Origin of the sequence: Streptomyces oryzae (assembly GCF_017676365.1) — a bacterium.
Lineage (GTDB): Bacteria > Actinomycetota > Actinomycetes > Streptomycetales > Streptomycetaceae > Streptomyces > Streptomyces oryzae.
Window position 1 is genome coordinate 1 of record NZ_JADKMA010000159.1, and the last position, 18,254, is coordinate 18,254.

The 18,254-nt window shown below is 73.3% G+C and carries 13 protein-coding genes; 12 read left to right on the forward strand and 1 reads right to left on the reverse strand.

The genetic code is table 11. The annotated features are described in order from the left end of the window. Nucleotides 1–502: 502 nt before the first annotated feature. Entirely contained in the window at nt 503–1,099 is a 597-nt protein-coding gene (locus ITI46_RS25445) for a hypothetical protein (RefSeq protein ID WP_209242170.1), read from the forward strand. A 49-nt stretch (nt 1,100–1,148) separates the two neighbouring features. Here ITI46_RS25445 and ITI46_RS25450 read toward each other — a convergent pair whose 3' ends face one another. Beyond that, nucleotides 1,149–2,294, reverse strand: a complete 1,146-nt coding sequence (locus ITI46_RS25450) for a sensor histidine kinase (RefSeq protein ID WP_307808321.1) — start codon at nt 2,292–2,294, stop codon at nt 1,149–1,151. A 374-nt stretch (nt 2,295–2,668) separates the two neighbouring features. Between ITI46_RS25450 and ITI46_RS25455 the strand changes: the two genes are divergently transcribed. From ITI46_RS25455 to fxsT, 11 genes are all read left to right on the forward strand, one after another. Beyond that, on the forward strand, nt 2,669–2,881 hold the full coding sequence (locus tag ITI46_RS25455; protein ID WP_209242172.1) for a hypothetical protein: 213 nt from the start codon (nt 2,669–2,671) through the stop codon (nt 2,879–2,881). Nucleotides 2,882–3,041: 160 nt separating this feature from the next. Then, nucleotides 3,042–3,221, forward strand: coding sequence for a DUF6104 family protein (locus ITI46_RS25460; protein ID WP_209242174.1), 180 nt, complete (start codon nt 3,042–3,044; stop codon nt 3,219–3,221). A gap of 251 nt (nt 3,222–3,472) precedes the next feature. Beyond that, complete coding sequence (locus ITI46_RS25465; RefSeq protein WP_209242176.1) at nt 3,473–4,501, forward strand: DUF4097 family beta strand repeat-containing protein; 1,029 nt, start codon at nt 3,473–3,475, stop codon at nt 4,499–4,501. Between the two features lies 1 nt (nt 4,502). Continuing rightward, nucleotides 4,503–5,630, forward strand: coding sequence for a helix-turn-helix transcriptional regulator (locus ITI46_RS25470; RefSeq protein ID WP_209242178.1), 1,128 nt, complete (start codon nt 4,503–4,505; stop codon nt 5,628–5,630). Nucleotides 5,631–5,798: 168 nt separating this feature from the next. Beyond that, complete coding sequence (locus tag ITI46_RS25475; protein WP_209242180.1) at nt 5,799–6,236, forward strand: CU044_2847 family protein; 438 nt, start codon at nt 5,799–5,801, stop codon at nt 6,234–6,236. A gap of 246 nt (nt 6,237–6,482) precedes the next feature. Further along, nucleotides 6,483–8,870 (forward strand): VMAP-C domain-containing protein, encoded by a 2,388-nt coding sequence (locus ITI46_RS25480; protein ID WP_209242182.1) that lies wholly within the window; start codon nt 6,483–6,485, stop codon nt 8,868–8,870. An 11-nt stretch (nt 8,871–8,881) separates the two neighbouring features. Beyond that, the gene (locus ITI46_RS25485; RefSeq protein WP_209242184.1) at nt 8,882–9,946 is read left to right on the forward strand and encodes an AAA family ATPase; all 1,065 of its coding nucleotides are present in this window, start codon (nt 8,882–8,884) and stop codon (nt 9,944–9,946) included. A gap of 7 nt (nt 9,947–9,953) precedes the next feature. Further along, a complete protein-coding gene (locus ITI46_RS25490; protein WP_209242186.1) occupies nt 9,954–13,202 on the forward strand; it encodes an SAV_2336 N-terminal domain-related protein in 3,249 nt (1,082 codons plus the stop codon). Nucleotides 13,203–13,377: 175 nt separating this feature from the next. Continuing rightward, the gene (locus ITI46_RS25495) at nt 13,378–13,740 is read left to right on the forward strand and encodes a hypothetical protein (RefSeq protein ID WP_209242188.1); all 363 of its coding nucleotides are present in this window, start codon (nt 13,378–13,380) and stop codon (nt 13,738–13,740) included. 25 nt (nt 13,741–13,765) lie between these two features. Next, nucleotides 13,766–15,106, forward strand: a complete 1,341-nt coding sequence (locus tag ITI46_RS25500; RefSeq protein WP_209242190.1) for an aKG-HExxH-type peptide beta-hydroxylase — start codon at nt 13,766–13,768, stop codon at nt 15,104–15,106. Nucleotides 15,107–15,166: 60 nt separating this feature from the next. After that, nucleotides 15,167–18,187 carry an FxSxx-COOH system tetratricopeptide repeat protein gene (fxsT, locus tag ITI46_RS25505; RefSeq protein WP_209242192.1) on the forward strand — a complete coding sequence of 1,007 codons (3,021 nt, stop codon included), beginning with the start codon at nt 15,167–15,169 and terminating at the stop codon, nt 18,185–18,187. Nucleotides 18,188–18,254: the final 67 nt, after the last annotated feature.

Sequence of the window (18,254 nt, forward strand, 5' to 3'; positions counted from 1 at the left end):
AGCGTTACGCATGCGAGCGGAGAGCCTTCCATGAGGGGGGACGTTCCGGCCGCGTACCGGGGGCGCAGGGGGGTTTGCGTCCCGGTCTCGTCGCGACCTGGCACCCACCCTGGGAACCGGCTCCCCATCCCGGCAAATATGTGACGTACGATCCAGAATCGGGGCAATCCAGACAGCGCCCCCGCCTCGCGCCTCTCCGCCCAGGTCAGGTCAGGGCAGCGCGCTGCTACGAAGTCCGCTCGTAAGTGATCTGGCTCCTATGGGCGCCCTCACATCCCACCCACATCAGCACCCCGCCCCGTACACCCTCAGCGAGATCATCTGTACACACTGTGTCCGGAATTGGGGGGCTCCGGCGTCCGCCTCCGGTCGCATCCTCGCGTCGCTGCCTCGGCTGCGCGGCGGAGCAGGTTCGGTCCGGAGGGCGATCCGCTGCGCCCGACTTGCCGCGATCGTCGGGACCGAACGGGCTGCCCGAGCCCACCGGAACCGAGGACCGCACATGCAGCTGCCCGTACCCGTCGGAGAGACCACCCCTGGCCCCCTTGGACGGCTCCGCGCCGCATGGCGGGTGGCCCACGAGCCCGTCGCAGGGGTTTCCCGGCGGACACGGCTCGCCGCCTGCGCCGTGCCGTTGGCTGTTCTGCCCTCCAGCCTGTGGCGGCTCCCGGCCGCGTTCGACCGCGGGATCGGGGCGGGAGAGCGGGCGTACGTCGTCTTCCTGTCGGTGCTGTCCGAGGTGCTCGCCTTCACCGCGTACGGTCTGATCGCCCGCTGGGGCGAGGTGTTCCCGGGCTGGATCCCGTTGCTGCGCGGCCGCCGGGTCCCGGTGAAGGCGGCGGTCGTCCCGGCCGCGACGGGGGCCGCCCTCCTCACGTTCCTGTTCACTCTCCTGGCTCCCGTCGCCGAGGCCATGGGGACGACGGTCAGAGGCGACGACCTTCCCGGCGATTCCCCGACCGAGGTCGGCGGCTGGGCGACGGCTTCGTTCTATGTCTGCTATACGCCGCTGATCCTGTGGGGGCCGCTACTGGCCGTGCTGACCGTCGCGTACGTAAAACGTCGTCGCGCAGTCGGGCAGGTGTCCATCGGTGCCTGATCCGGAAAAGGGGCAGGGGGAGGGCTCCGGCGGGCCGCGTCCAGCTCCGTCAGCCCGGCCAGGGGAGGGTCGCGTACAGCCGGAAGTCGGGGCCGTCCCAGCCGTGTTCGAGGGTGCCGCCCGCCAGGAGGGTGCGCTCTGTCAGCCCGATGAGGCCCTGCCCGGCGCCGGGGATTGCGGAGGGGGCGCTCACCCTGCCCCACTGCGCGCCTTCCCGTTGTGCGCCGTCGCGTTGTGCGCCCTCCCGTTGTGCGGGGTTGCGGATCTCGACCGTCAGGCCCTGGCCGGAAGCGCCCCGCACGGTGACGAGGACCGGGGTGTCGGGGCCCGCGCCGTGCTTGCGGGCGTTCGTCAGGCCCTCCTGGACGATGCGGTACGCCGTACGGCCGGTTATCGCGGGCGACCCCTCGGGACCACCCGTCACCTCCATGTCGAGGGTGACGCGGGCGCCGGCCTGCCGGGACTCGGCGGCCAGCTGTTCGACGTCGGCGAGCACCGGCTGCGGGCGATTGCCGTCCTCCGGTGCGCGCAGTACGCCGATGACCTCCCGCAGGTCGTCCAGCGCCTGGTGCGCGCTCTCCCGGATGACGGCCGCCGCCCGTCCCACCTGGTCCGGGGCGCCACCCGGGTTGAACTCCAGCGCGCCCGCATGGACGCTCAGCAGCGAGAGCCGGTGTGCCAGTACGTCGTGCATCTCGCGCGCGATGTCCTCCCGCGCCTCCCGCCGCGCCTCGGCCGCTGCGCGTACGGCCCGCTCGCGCAGCGAGGCGACGAGCTGACGCCGTGAGCGTACGTACAGGCCCCAGCCGATCGCCCCGGCGAGGAGCGCGAAGTAGGTGAGGGCCGACGAGGTGCGCGGATCGTCGGCCGCCGGTCCGCCCGCCAGGAAGACCGGCACCGGCGCGAACGCCAGGGCCGACACATACGCCGTCGCCCGCGGTGGCCTGTCCACCGCGACGGTGAACAGCGCGACCAGGATCGGGCCGGTGATGAAGTGCGAGAACGGTTCCGCGAGCAGCAGTACGACGGCGAGCGGCACCGGCAGCCGTCGCCGCGCGAACAGCGCCGCACACGCCAGACCGCCCGCCAACTGGTCCAGGAACAGGGCTGTCTGAGACGTACCCGGGTCGATCACCACCGAGTCGGCACTGAGCACCAGGAAGGACCCGGCGAACAGGAAGGCGCCGATGTCCACCGCCCACTCCCGCGCCCCGCGCCGCCTCCCCCGCCCCGCTCTTACGTCCACGTTCCCCGCGCGCTGTCCAGCTCGCCGCAGCCACCGCACCGCGCGGCCGGCCGCCCCGCCCGCACGGCCGAACGGCCACTTTCCGCGGGTGATTCCGCGTCCCGTCCCACGGCCGGACCGGACACGTCCCGTCCCACGGCCGGACCGAAGCAGCACCATCAGCCCCATGCGGCGAATCTACGGCGCGCGGTCGGCTGTCGGGGCCGCCGGCCGGGAGGCAGCTACTTCGGTATGACAGCGGCGCGCGAATCGCAGACTTCCGTCGCCCCGGCCGAGGCCGAAGCCCGATCCCCGGGCGGCCCCGGGCCGGTCAGCCTGCTGCCATGAAGAACTTTCTCGGCTTCGTTTCCTTCCTCCTCATCGCGCAGGGCGTCGGCGGCATCCTGCACGAACTGACCGGCGGACGCTTCCACTTGTGGACGCTGGTCCATCGCCTCGGCTTTCTCGACGGCTACGAGATATACGCCTGCATCCTGCTGATCGTCCTCGGCGCAGCGGTCGGCGCGGCTTCCGACGCGGTGAAACGGCGCGGCTGACTACTGCTGACCGCGGCTGACGAGGGCGGATGCGGGCCCCGGCCCGGCTCGGAGCGCGTCCGGACCGGCATACCCTGGGGCGGAGGCGCCCGGCCGCGCCTACCCCCTGTACGTATCCGATGTACGCATTCGATGTACGTATCCGACCAGGAGCAGAACCGTGTACTTCACCGACCGTGGGATCGAAGAGCTGGAGCAGCGGCGCGGCGAGGAAGAGGTCTCTCTCGCGTGGCTGTCCGAGCAGCTGCGGACCTTCGTCGATCTGAACCCGGACTTCGAGGTGCCGGTGGAGCGGCTTGCGACCTGGCTGGCGCGCCTGGACGACGAGGACGAGGACTGAGCGACCAGGCGTAATGGGCGAGAAATGAGGCGGCGAGGAGCGGGGCGGCGCCGTTGGGCGGGAAACACAAGGCTTGCGCATATCGCGATACGCGACATATCGTGTCTGCATCGAGACGCGATATGTCGTTGCGTGTCCGGGTGCTGTAGCGCCGTATGCCGGTGTGGCCTTGTGGTCTTGTGGCCTAACGCCGTCGTGCCGCGGTGCTGCTGTGTGCCCGTACGCCGCAGCGCCCGAGCCTGGGAGGCGTGGTGCCAGCACCCGAGGACCGCTCGTGGCAGATCACCGAGCCGCGGCGGATCGAGTTCGACGACCCGGTGACCGAACTGGACGTCCGGGTGGTGAACGGGACCGTCAACGTCGTCGGCACCGCCGATACGACCACCCGGGTCGAGATCGGCGAGGTGAAGGGCCCGCCGCTCGAGGTGAAGCACCAGGACGGCAGACTCGTCGTCGCCTACGAGGACCTTCCCTGGCGCGGCTTCCTCAAGTGGCTGGACCGCAAGGGCTGGCGGCGCGAGGTGGAGGTGTCGGTGCGGGTCCCTGCGGCTGTCGCGCTGTCGGTCGGCGTGGTGGGGGCCAGCGCCGTCGTCTCCGGGGTGCGCGGCCGTGCCCGGGTGGCCGGAGTCTCGGGCGGCACCACGCTGGTCGGGCTCACCGGACCCGTCCATGCCGAGACCGTCTCGGGCGATGTGGAGACCCAACGGCTCTCCGGATCACTGCACTTCTCCACCGTCTCCGGCGATCTGACGTGCATCGACGCTTCGGCCTCCAAGATCAAGGCCGACTCGGTCAGTGGCGCGATGATCCTCGATCTGCGGTCGCCCCGCGCGGGGGAGCGCGCGAACATCCGGCTCTCCAGCGTCTCGGGCGAGCTGGCGCTGAGGCTGCCCGAGGACGCGGATCTGACGGTGCACGCCTCCACCGCGGGCGGCGCCGTCTCCAGCGCCTTCGACGAGCTGTCGACCGGCGGTGACTGGGGCGCCCACCAGGTGACCGGAATCCTCGGGAAGGGCCGCGGCGCCCTGCACGCCGTCAACGTCTCCGGCGGCGTCGCCGTCCTCCGCCGCCCACCGGATGACGACCCGGCGGACGACCTGGGCCGCGGGGACGATGTGGGCCCCTGGGATGACGTGGACGACCTGCCCGATGCCGGCGACGGCTCCCCGTCCACGGCGGATCCAGACGGCCCCGCCCGGGACGCCGCGCCGACGAGCGGCCCGCATCCGCCCGAGCCCCCCGGCAACCTCGGCAACCCCTCTCCGGCGAAGGACCTGTGACATGCCTCCCGTCTTCGCACACGGCCGTCTGCGCCTCTACCTGCTGGCGCTGCTCGACGAGGCACCGCGCCACGGCTACGAAGTGATGCGTCTTCTGGAGGAGCGCTTCCAGGGGCTGTACGCGCCGTCCGCCGGCACCGTCTATCCCCGGCTGGCCAAACTGGAGGCCGAGGGCCTGGTCAGCCACACCACCGAGGGCGGCCGCAAGGTCTACTCGATCACCGAGGCCGGCCGCGCCGAACTGGCCGGCCGGCAGGCCGAACTGGCCGAGCTGGAGGTCGAGATCCGCGACTCCGTGGCCGCGCTCGCCGCCGACATCCGGGAGGACGTCAGCGGTACCGCCAGCGACCTGCGCCGCGAGATGCAGGAGCAGGCGCGGAACGCCCGCCGCCGGGCCAAGGGCGGCCGCGCTCGTCCCGGCGCAGGCGCGGCCTCCGGCACCGGCGAACCCTCCGGCTGGGATGACGGCTTCGGGGCCGGCTGGGACGGCGTCTGGGGGGACAAGGAGGCGTGGCGGCGTGCCAAGGAGGAGATGCGGCGCGCCAAGGACGAGTGGAAGGAGCAGGCCCGCAAGGCCAAGGAAGAGGCCCAGCAGGCCAAGCGCCAGGCGAAGAAGGAGCGCGAGGCACACACCGAGGCGCTGGCCGAGGTGCGGCGGATCGCCCGCCAGGTGCAGGACCAGGTGCAGCAACGAATGCGCACGGGGGACTGGCCGGGCGCGGTCCGCGACGGCATGTCCGAACTGGCCCGCGAGATGGGCGACCTGGGCCGGCTCACCGGCGATCTCACCGGCCGGACACCGCCCTGGTCCGCGGAGGGCGGCCCGCACCGGTCCGCGGAGGACGGCACGCACCCGGCCGGCGCCGAGCCCCACGCCGAGTCCGAAGCGCCGCTGCCCGACTCCACGGGTGACCCGGCGCGCGACCTGGAACGCCTGCTGGACCGCTTCCGCGACGATGTGCGCGACGCGGCCCGCGACCATGGCGTCAGCGAGGCCCAACTGCGCGAGGTGCGCCGCCATCTGTCCACCGCGGCGGCCCATATCGGCGTCGTACTGCGCGGCCGGCATGGCGGTACGGAGCAGCCCGGCAGAGAGGGGACGCAGAACTCCGGCACGGGCGACGGCTGACTCCTGCCCGCCCCCGCTCCCTGGCAGCGTACTCTTCCGGGCTTCCGGGTTTCTGTGCGGTCGCGCCGCCGCCCCGCGCGGGGTTCAATATGTCTCCGCGCAGGGCACGTTGGGATGGCGGGGCGGGAGTTGGGGCGAGAGCAGGGCCGAGCGGGAAGCGAGGGGCATATGGAGCAGGAGATCCGGGAGATCACGCTGCCGGGCGGGGAGACGGTGCTGGCCCGGGTGCATGTACTGGACGGGGACGAAGTCCCTCAGGGCGCCGATGAGTTCGATTACGACGACGTCGGCATCCGCGACCAGCTCCTGGCGCGGGCCCAGCAGCTGAACGAGGTGATCGGCGGCGTGGGCTCCGCCGTACTGGACGCGGCCAGGCACGCACAGCCGGATGAGATAAGCGCGACGTTCGGCGTCGAGCTGGCCGTCAAGTCCGGCAAGGCACTCGCCGCCGTCCTCGCCGAGGGAGAGGCCAAGGGGTCGATCTCCGTCACCCTCACCTGGCGCAAGCCGGACGCCACGACGAACGGCCCCGCCACCAACGGCCCGGCGTCGGCGAACGGCCCAGCGGCGAGTGCCCCGAGCACGCAAAGTTCAGGAGGCGAGTGACCCGCGCGCACAGCGCACACCGCACCGCCGGGTCGGGTGAGCGCCCAAGTCCCGTGCTGCCGCATCGCGTTGAGGGACCCTGCTCTCCCGTCCGTCACACCAGGCGACTAGCCTGCTACCTCATACACCTCACACAGGGAAGCCACGGGGGAGCGGGGCGTAGAGGGGGAGCGCTGTGACAGGAGTGCGGGCCGCGCGACGCGGGGGGCCACGATTCGGCGTGCTGCAGTGCGCGCTCTGTGCCGTATGAACGCCCCCGCGAACCTCGCCGACTCCGTTCGCGCATCCGTCGTGCGCATCGGTGCACCTCCCGAGGGGTACGACGCAAGCAGCGGGACAAGCGACGACAGCCGTCGCAGCGACAGGAACCGGCGAGCGTTCTGGGGGAGCGGTTTCTTCGTCGCGCCCGGATGGGTCCTCACGTGCGCCCATGTCGTCGGCAAGGGTGCCGCACCCGTGTGGAGGGGGGAGCGCGCCATCGGCATCACGATCGGGGACACCGCGGACAACGCCGCCACGACCGGTGCGGCAGCTGCCGTCGGCGCGGCGGACCTGACCGGTGCCGACCTCGGCAGCCCCGGCTGGCCGGAGAGCGTCGACGGCGGGCCCGGCGGGCCCGGCGGGCCCGGCGGCACCGTCCTCCTCGGCGAGCTGGCGTTCGGGCTGCCGCTGCCCGACGACCCTCAGGCGCCGCCGTCCCCCTGGCCCTTCCCGGACCTGGCGCTGGTACGCGTCCCAGGGGCGGAGGACGCCGACTGCCTCTGGCTGAGCGACCGTTCGGTGCTGACGCCCGCCGACATCGGGCTCTACGGCTGGGCGCCCGCCGAGGTCAGGGGCGAGCAGATGTTCTTCACCGGCCTGGGGAAGGCCACCGGGGTCGTCGGCCGCCCGCTCATGCTCAGCGGTGACCAGCTGACCGAGGGCTGCTCGGGCGGGCCCGTGCTCGACCAGCGGCGCGGCACGGTGCTCGGCGTCAGCAAGGGCGCGGGCCGCAGGCCGGGCTCGGGGCTGGCCACCCCCATCACGGCACTCCGCAAGCTGTGCGACGCGGGGCCGCGCGGCGCCCGCGTACTGCACGAGGTGCTGGCCGCGCACGACAGGCACCATCTGAAGCGCTACAGCGGATTCGGCCACAGCTGGCACCGGCAGCACGCCCGGCTGGGCCCCTCCGGCGGGGAGCCCGCCTACGGGTTCACCGTGGACCGGCGGGCCGAGCTGTACGCACTGTTCGCCGAGGTGGAGCCGCCCACCGGCGCCGGCCAGGTGCTGCAACTGGCCAACGAGGCCCGGAACATGGTGCTCCGCTGGCCCTACACGCTGCGCGACCACGACCCGCGCTCCTGGCGGGAGGGCGCCGGGCTGCTCTACGACCCGCGGGACGACAGCACGACGGACGAGGAGCCGTCCCCCGACCTCGCGCTGGAGGCGGTGGTGCTGTACGCCGCGAAGGTGACCGCAGCGCTCACCCGGTCGGGCAGGGCACGTACGCCCCGGGCGGTCCGCGCGCTGGCCGATCTGCGCGAGTGGGTGGAGCGCACGGCGCGGACGCTGCTCAACGATGTGATCCGCTCCCGCGTCCCCGGCGTACTGGACGGCCATCGCCCGGCGTCGGCGGCGCGTGCGGATGTGCTGGTGGAGATCGAGCCGGACATCTACGGCTCGGGGCGGCACGGCTGGCGGGTGGCGCTGGTCCGTTCGGCCGACCGGGAAGACCCGCTGGGCGGGGAAGCCGCGGATCCGGGGGACGTAACGGGTACGGCCCTCGGGGACGCCGGGAGCGGTGCCCCGGCCGAGGACGGCGAGCGCGAGGAGGTCACCATCGAGCAGAGCCGGGAGGACGTGCCACGCTCGCGGCTGGAGGAGGCCGTGCGCGGGGCGCTGTCGCAGGCGCTGGACCAGGGCGACGTGGACGACCATCTGGCCGCGGTGGAGTTCCTGCTGCCGCGTGCGCTGTTCGACGAGCCGGTGGACGCCTGGCGGGCCCGGCCCTACGACCCGTCCGACCCGTTCAACCCGCACACTCTGCCGCTGGGCCAGCGCAGGCTGGTGGTGGTGCGCGACCGGACCCGCAAGGACCAGGGCTTCACTCCCGAGTACCGCAGCCGCGCCGCCGCCGTGCTGGACGGCCCCCTGGACGCGGTGCCGCTGCGCCGCGAAGTGCCGGGTTCGGGGCACGCGGCGCCGGCGCCCGAGGGCGGTCAGGCCGCCTACGGGCGGCTGCTGGCGGCGCCGCTGGGCGCGGTGCCGGTGTACTGCGCGCGGACCGGCAGCGGCCCGGGAGCCCGCGCCATGGCGGCGGCGCTCGGCGCGGGCCACGCCGTGGCACTGTGGCGGCACTCCTACAGCGACGAGCACGACCACGACGACTGCGCCGAGTTCCACGAGCGCGCCGCCGAACTGCTGCGCGAGGCACAATCGGTGCGGCGGCTGCCGCTGCACATCCGGACACTGCGCAACAGGAACGCCGACCTGACCGACGACACGGCCGAGTCAAGTGGCATCAATACGGCGCCAATTGATCCCTCGTCGGCCTGGGCACGGCATATCGTCCTGCTTTACGATCCGCCCCACAGAACCTCGGGGGACGGACCGCTGCGCGAACCACCGCTCATACCCAGGCCGCCGACACCGTAGAGGAGCTCACCGTGAGCGATTGGCGCATCTACCGCGGTGCGGGCGTGCCGCACGAGGGTGTGCGCGAGCTGCCCGAACCGCCGCCGTGGCGTGACTTCACCGGCGCCGGCACCGGACCCGACTCCCCGGGCGGGGCGAGCGGCGACGATCCCGAAGGCGCCGACACCGCCCGGCGGCTGGGCGCCAGGCGCCGTCTGGTGGAGAGCCTGCATCCGCGCCCCGAGGAGGTCGAGGCCGTCAACGCGGCGCTGTATCTGCGCCGTCCGCTGCTGGTCACCGGCAACCCGGGCACCGGCAAGTCCACCCTCGCGCACGCGGTCGCGCACGAGCTGGGCCTGGGCCGGGTGCTGCGCTGGCCCATCGTCAGCCGCACGACGCTGCACGACGGGCTCTACCACTACGACGCCATCGGCCGGCTCCAGGACGTCCAGCTGGACCGCGCCGTGGCCGCGGACAGCAGCGCTCCGCCGGCCCGTCCCCCGATCGGGTCGTATCTGCGCCTCGGCCCGCTCGGTACGGCACTACTGCCCGCGCGGCCGGCCGGTCCTGACGGTGTGGCGCTGCCCCGGGTGCTGCTCGTCGACGAGCTGGACAAGAGCGACATAGACCTGCCCAGCGACCTGCTGAACGTACTGGAGGACGGCGAGTTCACCATCCCCGAGCTGGAGCGCATCGCCGACCGCGAGCCGGTCACCGAGGTGCTGACGGCGGACGGCGACAAGGTCAGGATCGAGGGCGGCAAGGTGCGCTGTACGGTCTTCCCGTTCATCGTGCTGACCTCCAACGGGGAGCGCGACTTCCCGGCCGCGCTGCTGCGCCGATGTATCCAGCTCGACCTCAAACCACCGGGTGACGAACAGCTCGCCGCGATGGTCTCGGCACATCTGGGGGAGGAGGCCCTGGAAGAGGGCGCCGAACTGGTCCAGCGGTTCCTGCGCCGCGAGCCGGGACAGGTGATCGCCACCGACCAGCTGCTCAACGCCCTGTTCCTCACACAGCGCGCCTCGGGCGTCGAGCGGGTCACCCGCGACCGGCTCGCCGAGATGCTGCTACGCCCCCTCGACCGCCCGAGGTGACAGTCACATGAGTGCGGCGTCGACCCCGCCGCGGCAACCCCCGGACCACGCGCGGTCCACGGCCGGCTCGTGGCCGCCGCAGCGGTCCGTGCGGGACGTGGCGGAGCTGGTGGCCCGGCTGCGGGCGGCGGGCTGGGACCCGTCGTCCGAGGAGATCGCCGAGGCGCTGTGGCTGGCCCGCTTCAAGGTGGGGCGCGCTGGAGGAGGACCCGACGCGGGCTCCACCGGCCCCGGCTATCAAGGCAACCGGACGCCGCAGCCGGAGCCTCCCATGCCACCAGCCGAGGACCACGACGCCACCGAGCCGGGAGCAGCCCATCCGGCCCCGGAAAGGACAGCTCCGGTCTCCCTGTTCGCCCCGCGCAGACACGGCGGGTCACCCCCGGCGGGCTTCCCGGTGCGGGCACCGGCGGCGGGGGCGCTGTCCGGACTGCTCGAACTCCAGCACGCGCTGCGCCCGTTGCATGGCTACCGCCCGCCGCTGCCGCCCGCCCTCGGCGGACTGGACGAGGATGCCACCGCCGACCTGAGCGCCCGCTCCACCGCGGTACGCCCCGTCTTCGGCACCGAGGTCCGCCGCTACAGCGAGATCCAGCTCATCATGGACGCCTCGCCCACCGCGTCCGTATGGCAGCCCACCCTGGAGCGGCTGCGGCAGACCTTCGAACAGCTCGGCGCCTTCCGCGACGTCCAGGTGCGCTATCTGCACCGCGCCAGGGACGGCGCCCCGCTCATCGGCACAGGACCCGTCGAAGGGCCCGCCCGGCTGCGCCCCGCCGACGAGTACCGCGACACCACAGGACGCCGCCTCACCCTCGTGGTCAGCGACTGCGTGGGCGCGCTGTGGCAGGACGGCCGGGCCCAGCGGCTGCTGCACCACTGGTCGGGCCGCTCCCCGCTGGCCGTCGTCCAGCCGCTGCCGCCCCGGCTGTGGCCGCGTACGGCGCTGCCCGCCGAACCAGGACTGCTGCTGCGCGACCGGGGCGCGGGCGGGCGCGTCACCTTCGAGCCGGACAGCTACGGCCCGCCTCCGCCGGCGGACGCGGTGCCGGTGCCGGTGCTGCTGCCCACGCCCGAGGCGCTGGGCAACTGGGCGCGGCTGCTGGGCACCGACAGCGAGCGCGCGGTCGCCGGCGCCGCCGCCTGGGTGCTGCGCCGGCACCCGGCGATGCCCCCGCCCCGCACCCCGGCGGGCGGCGTGCCGGCCCGCACTCTGCTGCGCGATTTCCGCAACACCGCCTCACCCGGCGCCCTCGATCTGGCCGTGCACCTGTCCGTGGTGCCGCTGCTGCTGCCGGTCATCCATCTGGTGCAGGAGGCGATGCTGCCGGACACCGGCCCGATGGAGCTGGCCGAGGTGCTGCTGTCCGGGCTGCTGACCAGGCTGCCCGAGGAGGAGGACGAGCCGGACCCGGCGGGCTGCCGCAGGGGGCGGCTGCACGGCCCCCGCTATACGTTCGCGCCCGGCGTCCGCGAGCTGCTGCTGCAGTCCCTGGACCAGGGCGCCGCCGTGCTCATCCTCAAACACCTGTCCGGCTATGTGGCGCAGCGCTTCGGCAGGGGCACCCGCAACTTCGCCGCCATGGCCGTCGCCCAGCTCACCGGCCGCGCCGAGGCGGAGCAGCGTCCGGGCCGCGAACCCGGCAGCACCGTCGGGGACGGCGCTGAACCGGACGAGGCGGAGGACGGCGACGAGATGTTCGCGACCATCCCCGCCGAAGTCGTCCGCTTCTATCTGCCCGAGCAGACCGCGGCCGACCAGGTGGCCGAGACCGAGCGGCTGCTGCGCCAGTGGCGCTCCCAGGGCGACGCCCAACTGCTGCACCGCGCCCGCTCGGTCGGCGAGGCGGCACGCGCCGCTGACCGCGACAGCTCCCGGGCCCGGCTGGTGCTGGGCCAGGTGCTGCACGCACTCGCCGGTACGGCGGCCGTACGGCGCAGCCCGCAGGGCCCCGAGCCCCTGCTGCGGGACGCCGCCGAACTGCTGACGGACAACGAACCCGGCTCGCTGCTGGAGCGCGCCGGCGTCGAACACTCGCTGTGGCAGGTGCGCGGCGGCACCCGGCATCTGCTGCGCGCCGAAGGACTGCTGCGCTCACTGGCGGGCCGCACCACCCCCGCGGCGGGGGACACGGCGGACCCGTCACTGCCGCCGGACGCCGAACGCACCCGTAAACTCCGGCTGGGCCGGGTGCTGCTGGCGCTGGCCCTGACCGCACCCGAACACCGCCAAAGGGCGGCCACCGAGGCCGTCGGCGAACTCCGCGAAGCGAGCGACATGCTGGCAGACCGCGCCCCCGGGTCCCCAGAGCCCTCCAGCGCCCCCGCCGCCGCCCAGGCCCAGCCGGCCGCACCGGGCCGGCCCCCTGCACAGGCCCAGTCCCCCGCACCGTCCGGGAGCGCGCCGCCGGCCGGTGCGGCACCCGACGCAGGTCCCGGCGACGAGGCCAGGGCACAGCGCTGCGGCGCCCTACTGGACCTGGCGTCCGCACTGCGGCTGAGCGGTGCCCCGCCGCAGGAGCGTCTCGATGTACTGGCACAGGCCGGGCCCCTCGCTGGCGAGCGCTCCGGGCTGCGGCTGCGCTGCGCCAGAGAGCGCGCCCGCGTGCTGCGCGAAGCCGGCGACTGGGAGGCGGCGGCCGAGGCGTACAGGGAGGCCGAACAGCTGTCGGAGCGCGACAGCGCACAGCGTGGCGAACTGCTCATCGAATGGGGCGAGATGCTGCTCACCGAAGCGGGCGACCTGGGCCGTGCCGAGGGCCTGCTGCGCGAGGCCCTCACCCGCGCACCGTCCGGCAGCCCGACGGTGGCCAGAGCCGCGCTGCTGCTCGGCCGTGTCCTGCTGTTGCGCTACGAACGTGAGAGCTTCCTGCCCGACCTGTACGAGGGCTGCCATCTGCTGGAACAGGCAGCACGCCAGGGCGCCGACGCGGAGGCGCGCGCCCAGGCGTGGCTGCGGCTGGGGCGGGCCAGGGAGCTCTTCCCCGCGGCTGCACCGGAGTCCCAGCAGGCCGTGGCCGAGTTCTCCAAGGCGCTGGACGAGCTGGCCGGCGCGCGCGAGCACGGCTCCGTCACCGCCGCCAGAGCCCTGCACGGCCGGGCCGAATTCCACCGCTCCCAGGGGCGTACACAGGACGCGCTGGCCGACTACCGCGCGGCGGAGGCCGAATGGCAGCTGCTGGTCGGCCGGCTCGCGGACGTCCCCTGGGCCGAGGTACGGGACACCAGGGACCGGGTTGCCGAACTGACGGGCTGAGCAGGGCGGACCACGCGGTGAACGGGGGGAGGCACCGATGCCGTGGGCAAAGGAAGGTGAGGACCGGCCGAATGCGGGCGCATCGCCATTCGCTCGTGTTTCCGGATACCTGCCCCGGGAAAGAGACATCATCCGTGTTACCGCCCCCTGGTGGGGTCCTAGGGAGGAGAAGAGCGTGCCGAAGCGGACCGAGGGCGCGTCCCGCAGCCCGGGCCGTGGGCCCGACGCCGCACCGCCGCCGCCTCTGCCCGATCTGACGGGTGTGACCCTGCGCGCGCTCAGGACCTGCGACGATCCCGCCGTCACTGCCGCCGTGGAGAGTGCGCTGCAAACCCCGGAGGAGCTGTCCCGGGTGTGGCGCTCGTCGGGCACCAACAGCGGCGGCGGCAGGCTGCGGCGCTCCGGCGTCGCGCAGCCGAACACCGCCCGGGCGGCCGGGAAACGGGGCGTGATCCGGTCAACCTTCGGCTCGATCCACGGCACCTCCGGCCCGCCTCCTGGTCCGGGAGACAGCGTGGGCCGCCATGAACCCCTTTGAGCTACCGGGTCCTCAGCTGCGCCGCTTGGGGGAGACACGGCCGGTGCCGGGGGAGGCCGCCGCGCTGGACGGATGGTTGCACAGCAGGCGCCTCGTCCTGCTCAAAACGCTGCTGACCCGCGCCGAGCGCGCCCGGCTGCCCGCCGCGGCATCCCGTGCCTTCCGCGACCACTGGGCGCTGCTCGAGGACGCCGAGCACCACGACTCCGCAGCGGCCCGCCACGCCCTCGGCTACCCCGCCGCGGGCAACTGGCTGGCGGGCGCGCTCGCGGCGCCGCCCGGCGACGGCTTCGTGGCGGCGCTGGCCGGTCTGGGCACGCTCGCCGCCGCCGTCGCCACAGCTGCGGGCTGCGACTTCCGCACCGTCCTGACCACCCATGACGAACGCCTCACCCTCCCGGGCCTGGGCTCGCTGGCGACTCCGGCCTCCCGGGTGCGGATGGAGGCGAGGGGCGACACGGTCACCTTCGTCCCGGAGGAGGGACGGCCGACCTCTCTGCCCCGCGAGGGCTTACGGGGCCCGCAGACACCGCCACCTTGGCACCCGCTCAACCCGCTCAACCCACTCGGCCCGCTCCCGGGCGCCCCCGCCCTCCTCGACGACCAGGACCCGCACCTCGCCCAGGAGACGGGCCGCGCCGGACTGGCAGGGCTGCTGCCCGCCAGGGTGACGGCTCCGGAGGAGGCGTACGAGTGGCGGGAGCTGTGGACGCGGGCGCTGGACCTGCTCCGCGAAGCCGACCCCGAGCGGGCCACCGAGGTGGCGACGCTGGTCCGCGCGGTCGTGCCCGTCCTGTGGAAGCCCGACGGCCGCGCCAGCGCCACCCGGCTGGCCGCGCCCTGGGCGGTGCTGACGACCCTTCCGCAGACGCCGGAGGAGATGGCCGAGGTCCTCGTCCACGAGGTGCAGCACAGCAAGCTGGCCGTGCTGGGCGGTGTCGTGCAGCTCAACAGCGAGTCCGCTGAGGCCGTCTACCGCGTCGGCTGGCGCAGCGACCCGCGGCCGCTGGGCGCCGTCGTGCAGGGCACCTACGCGCATCTGGCCCTCGCCGACCTGTGGGGCAGGCTGGCCCGCCGTGCCTCCGCCACGCCCGCCGAGCGCGCTGCTGCCAGGCGCCGCGCCGCCGATTACGGGGCCCAGGTCGACCACGCTCTTTTCCTCCTTCTGGGCTCTGGCCAACTCACCCGCCAGGGCACAGAGTTCGTGGAGGGCATGCGCCACCGGTACCAGCGGCTGCGCTCACCGGCCGGGCTGGCCGCCGCCGGAGACGCAGCAGCCTCCGCCGGCGCACAGCACACGGAAGCAGCCGGCGCACACCACACAGAAGGCGCAGTCGGCAGGCTCACCAACCGTCACTTTGGGTAATCTCGCCGTACACGCCGTCCAGCGGGCGGCGGCGGCTGCTGGACGAGGGAGAACGCAAGCATGGTCGCTCAGCGGGAACCGGCTCGGGGCGGGGCGCCCGGAGGGGAGTCCGAGCACTTCGTGGTGGTCTTTCCCGGCTATCACCGCAGCTGGGGCAACTGGATCTCACACAAGCTGGAGAGCCACGGACATCGCACCACGCTGCAGCGCTGGGACCCGGACCGCGAGCAGCCGCTGGATGAGGCGCTGGGCGACCTCCAGCTCGCCTCCGGACGCGTACTGCTGGTCATCAGCGACGTCTTCCTCCAGCTCGGCCCGCGCACCGAGTCCGACTGGAACGCCGTGCTGCGCGGCTATGTCGCCGAGCACGCGGAGCGGTTCGCCGCTGTCAACCTCACCAACCGCGAACTGCTGCCCGCCACCGCCGTGCTGGAGCCCGTCAACCTGTGGGGCGTCGGCGAGGAGGAAGCCGAGCGGCGGCTGCTGAACAGGCTCGGACTGCGCCCCCGCCGCGTCCCCGTCCCACAGCCGGGCCACGCCAGCCGCTACCCCAACGACCCGCCCGCGGTCTGGGGCGAGGTGCCGCGCCGCAACGCCCGCTTCACCGGGCGCGATGTCATCCTCGGCGATCTCCAGCAGCGGCTGATGGACGCCGAGCACGGCGCCGCCGTCTGCACCCTGGTCGGTACGGCGGGCATCGGCAAGACGCAGATCGCTGCGGAGTACGCGCACCGCTTCGCGCCCGACTACGACGTGGTCTGGTGGGTCAACTGCGACCAGCGCAACACCCAGCGGGACACCTTCAGTTCGCTCGCAGCCCACATCGGACTCGACAGCTCCGGCGAGGTCGGCGAGCGGGTGCGTGCCGTACGAGAGGCGCTGCGCAGGAACGAACCGTCCGGGCGGTGGCTGCTGATCTTCGACGGCTGGGAGGAGCCCGAGGACGCCGCCGCCTACCTCCCGCAGGGCGGCAGCGGACATGTGCTGATCACCTCGCGCAACAAGAGCTGGCGGACCATCACCGACATCAAGCAGATCAGCGCCTTCCGCCGCGCGGAGTCCACCGGCTATCTGATGCGCCGCGCCCCGCACATCACCGTCGAGCAGGCCGACCAGGTGGCAGGCGAGTTCCAGGACCTGCCGCTCCAGCTGGCACAGGCCGCGTCCTGGCTCGGCGAGGAAGGCATGGAGGTCCCCGAGTATCTGCGCATGGTGCGCGGCGTGGGCCTCACCCGGCTGGAGACGAACACCATGCCGGACGACTACCCGTACTCGTCCCTGACCTCCTGGTCGATGCTGCTCAACAAGCTGCGCAAGTCCGAGCCGCGCGCCGTGGAACTGCTCTCGCTGTGCGCGGTCTTCGCACCCGGCCGCATCCCCCTGGGCCTCGCCCGGGGCATCCCCGCCGCCGAGCTGCCCGACAACCTGCGCTGGCTCAGCAGCGACCGCTCCGGCTGGACCCGCGCGCTGGACTCCCTGGTCAACTACTCGGTGCTCACCCGCGAGGCCCGCACCCCCTCGGTCGGTGACGGCGACCAGAGTGACTCCGTACACATGCACCAGGTCGTCCACAGCGTCATCGGCGAGCTGACGCAGGGCCGGCAGAACGATGTCTACCGCGACACGGTGCACCGGCTGCTGGTCGAGGCCGATCCGGGCACTCCCAACGACAGCCGCCAGTGGGGCCGGTACGCGGAGATGCTGCCCCATCTGCTCGCCTCGTCCGCGCCCGCCAGCAAGGACCGCCGCGTCCAGGAGATGCTGCTCAACTGCCTGCGCTACTGCTACTCCAGCGGGGAGTACACCCTCGGCGCCGAGCTCGCCGACAGCATCCGGACCGGCTGGGAGACCTTCCTGGACGCCACGGCGGAACAGCTGCTGGTTCTCACCACCCTCCAGGGCAACCTGCTGCGGGGCGGCGGGCGCTTCCGCGAGGCGCAGGCCCTCGACAGCGTCAGGCTGGAGCGGCTGCGCGACATGCCGCAGGCCGACGGTGCCCACGAGGAGGCCGTCATGGAGGCCACCAGCAGCCTCGCCTCCGATCTGCGGTTGCTCGGCCAGTACGACGAAGCGCTGCACCTGCAGGAGCAGGTCGTCGAGGTCTCCCGTCGGCTGTACGGCCCCGAGGAGTGGACGAGCCTGCTCGCCCAGCACAATCTCGCCGTCGGCCTGCGGCTGCTGGGACGTTACGAGGAGGCGTACGAAACAGACCTGGACACCCTCCGCAAACGCGAGCAGGTGCTGCGCGCCCGGCACCCCAACACCCTCGCCTCCGGCAACGCCTGCGCCCGCGACCTGCGGCTGATGGGCCGCTACCAGGAGGCGCTGGCCCGCCAGGAACTCGGCATGCGGCTGCACCTCCAGGTGCTGGGCGCCCAGCATCCGCAGACCCTGATGGCCCGGCACAATCTGCTGCTGTGCCAGCGCAGGGCGGGCGCCCCGCGACAGGATCTCGCCACCGCGATGGCCATCCTGCTGGAACAGCACGAGCAAGTGCACGGCCGCACCCACTACTCCACGCTGTCGCTCCTGACCGACTACGGCAACTTCCTGCGCGAGCACGGCGATCTGGACCGCTCCCGCGAGCTGCTGACCGAAGCGGAGAACGCCTTCCGCGCACTGCTGGGCCCGGCGCACCCGGTGCCCACCGCCATGCAGTCCAACGCCGGACTGGTGCTCCAGGCGGAGGGCGAACGCGACGGCGCGCTCAACATGTTCGAGCAGGCGCTGGCCGGTCTCACCACCCTGCTGGGCGCCGACCACCCCGCAACGCTCGGCTGCGCCCTCAACACCAGCGGCGGGCGCAACTTCAGCGAGGCCCTGGAGGACGCCTACGAGCTGAGCCGCGACACCCTGGAGCGCTCCCGCCGGGTGCTGGGCGAGGACCACCCCCTCACCCTCTCGTGCATGGTCGCCCACTCCGGCGACCTGCGCTCCCTGCGGCGCCGCGAGGAGGCCCGCGCGCTGGAGAGCGACGCCCTGGAGCGGTTCACCCGCTCGCTGGGCGCCCAGCACCACCACACCCTCTCGGCCCGCCAGCGGACCCGCCCGTACTGGGACTACGAGCCGTATCTGGGCTGACCCCGCGCACCCGGCAGAACGCCCGCACAACGGCCGAGGGCCCCCACCGCGCGATGCGGTGGGGGCC

What these genes read in the sequence shown, in the direction of transcription:
- ITI46_RS25445 (WP_209242170.1), top strand. Translation starts at nt 503, where the DNA reads ATGCAGCTGCCCGTACCCGTCGGAGAGACCACCCCTGGCCCCCTTGGA.
- ITI46_RS25455 (WP_209242172.1), top strand. Translation starts at nt 2,669, where the DNA reads ATGAAGAACTTTCTCGGCTTCGTTTCCTTCCTCCTCATCGCGCAGGGC.
- ITI46_RS25470 (WP_209242178.1), top strand. Translation starts at nt 4,503, where the DNA reads ATGCCTCCCGTCTTCGCACACGGCCGTCTGCGCCTCTACCTGCTGGCG.
- ITI46_RS25475 (WP_209242180.1), top strand. Translation starts at nt 5,799, where the DNA reads ATGGAGCAGGAGATCCGGGAGATCACGCTGCCGGGCGGGGAGACGGTG.
- ITI46_RS25480 (WP_209242182.1), top strand. Translation starts at nt 6,483, where the DNA reads ATGAACGCCCCCGCGAACCTCGCCGACTCCGTTCGCGCATCCGTCGTG.
- ITI46_RS25490 (WP_209242186.1), top strand. Translation starts at nt 9,954, where the DNA reads ATGAGTGCGGCGTCGACCCCGCCGCGGCAACCCCCGGACCACGCGCGG.
- fxsT (WP_209242192.1), top strand. Translation starts at nt 15,167, where the DNA reads ATGGTCGCTCAGCGGGAACCGGCTCGGGGCGGGGCGCCCGGAGGGGAG.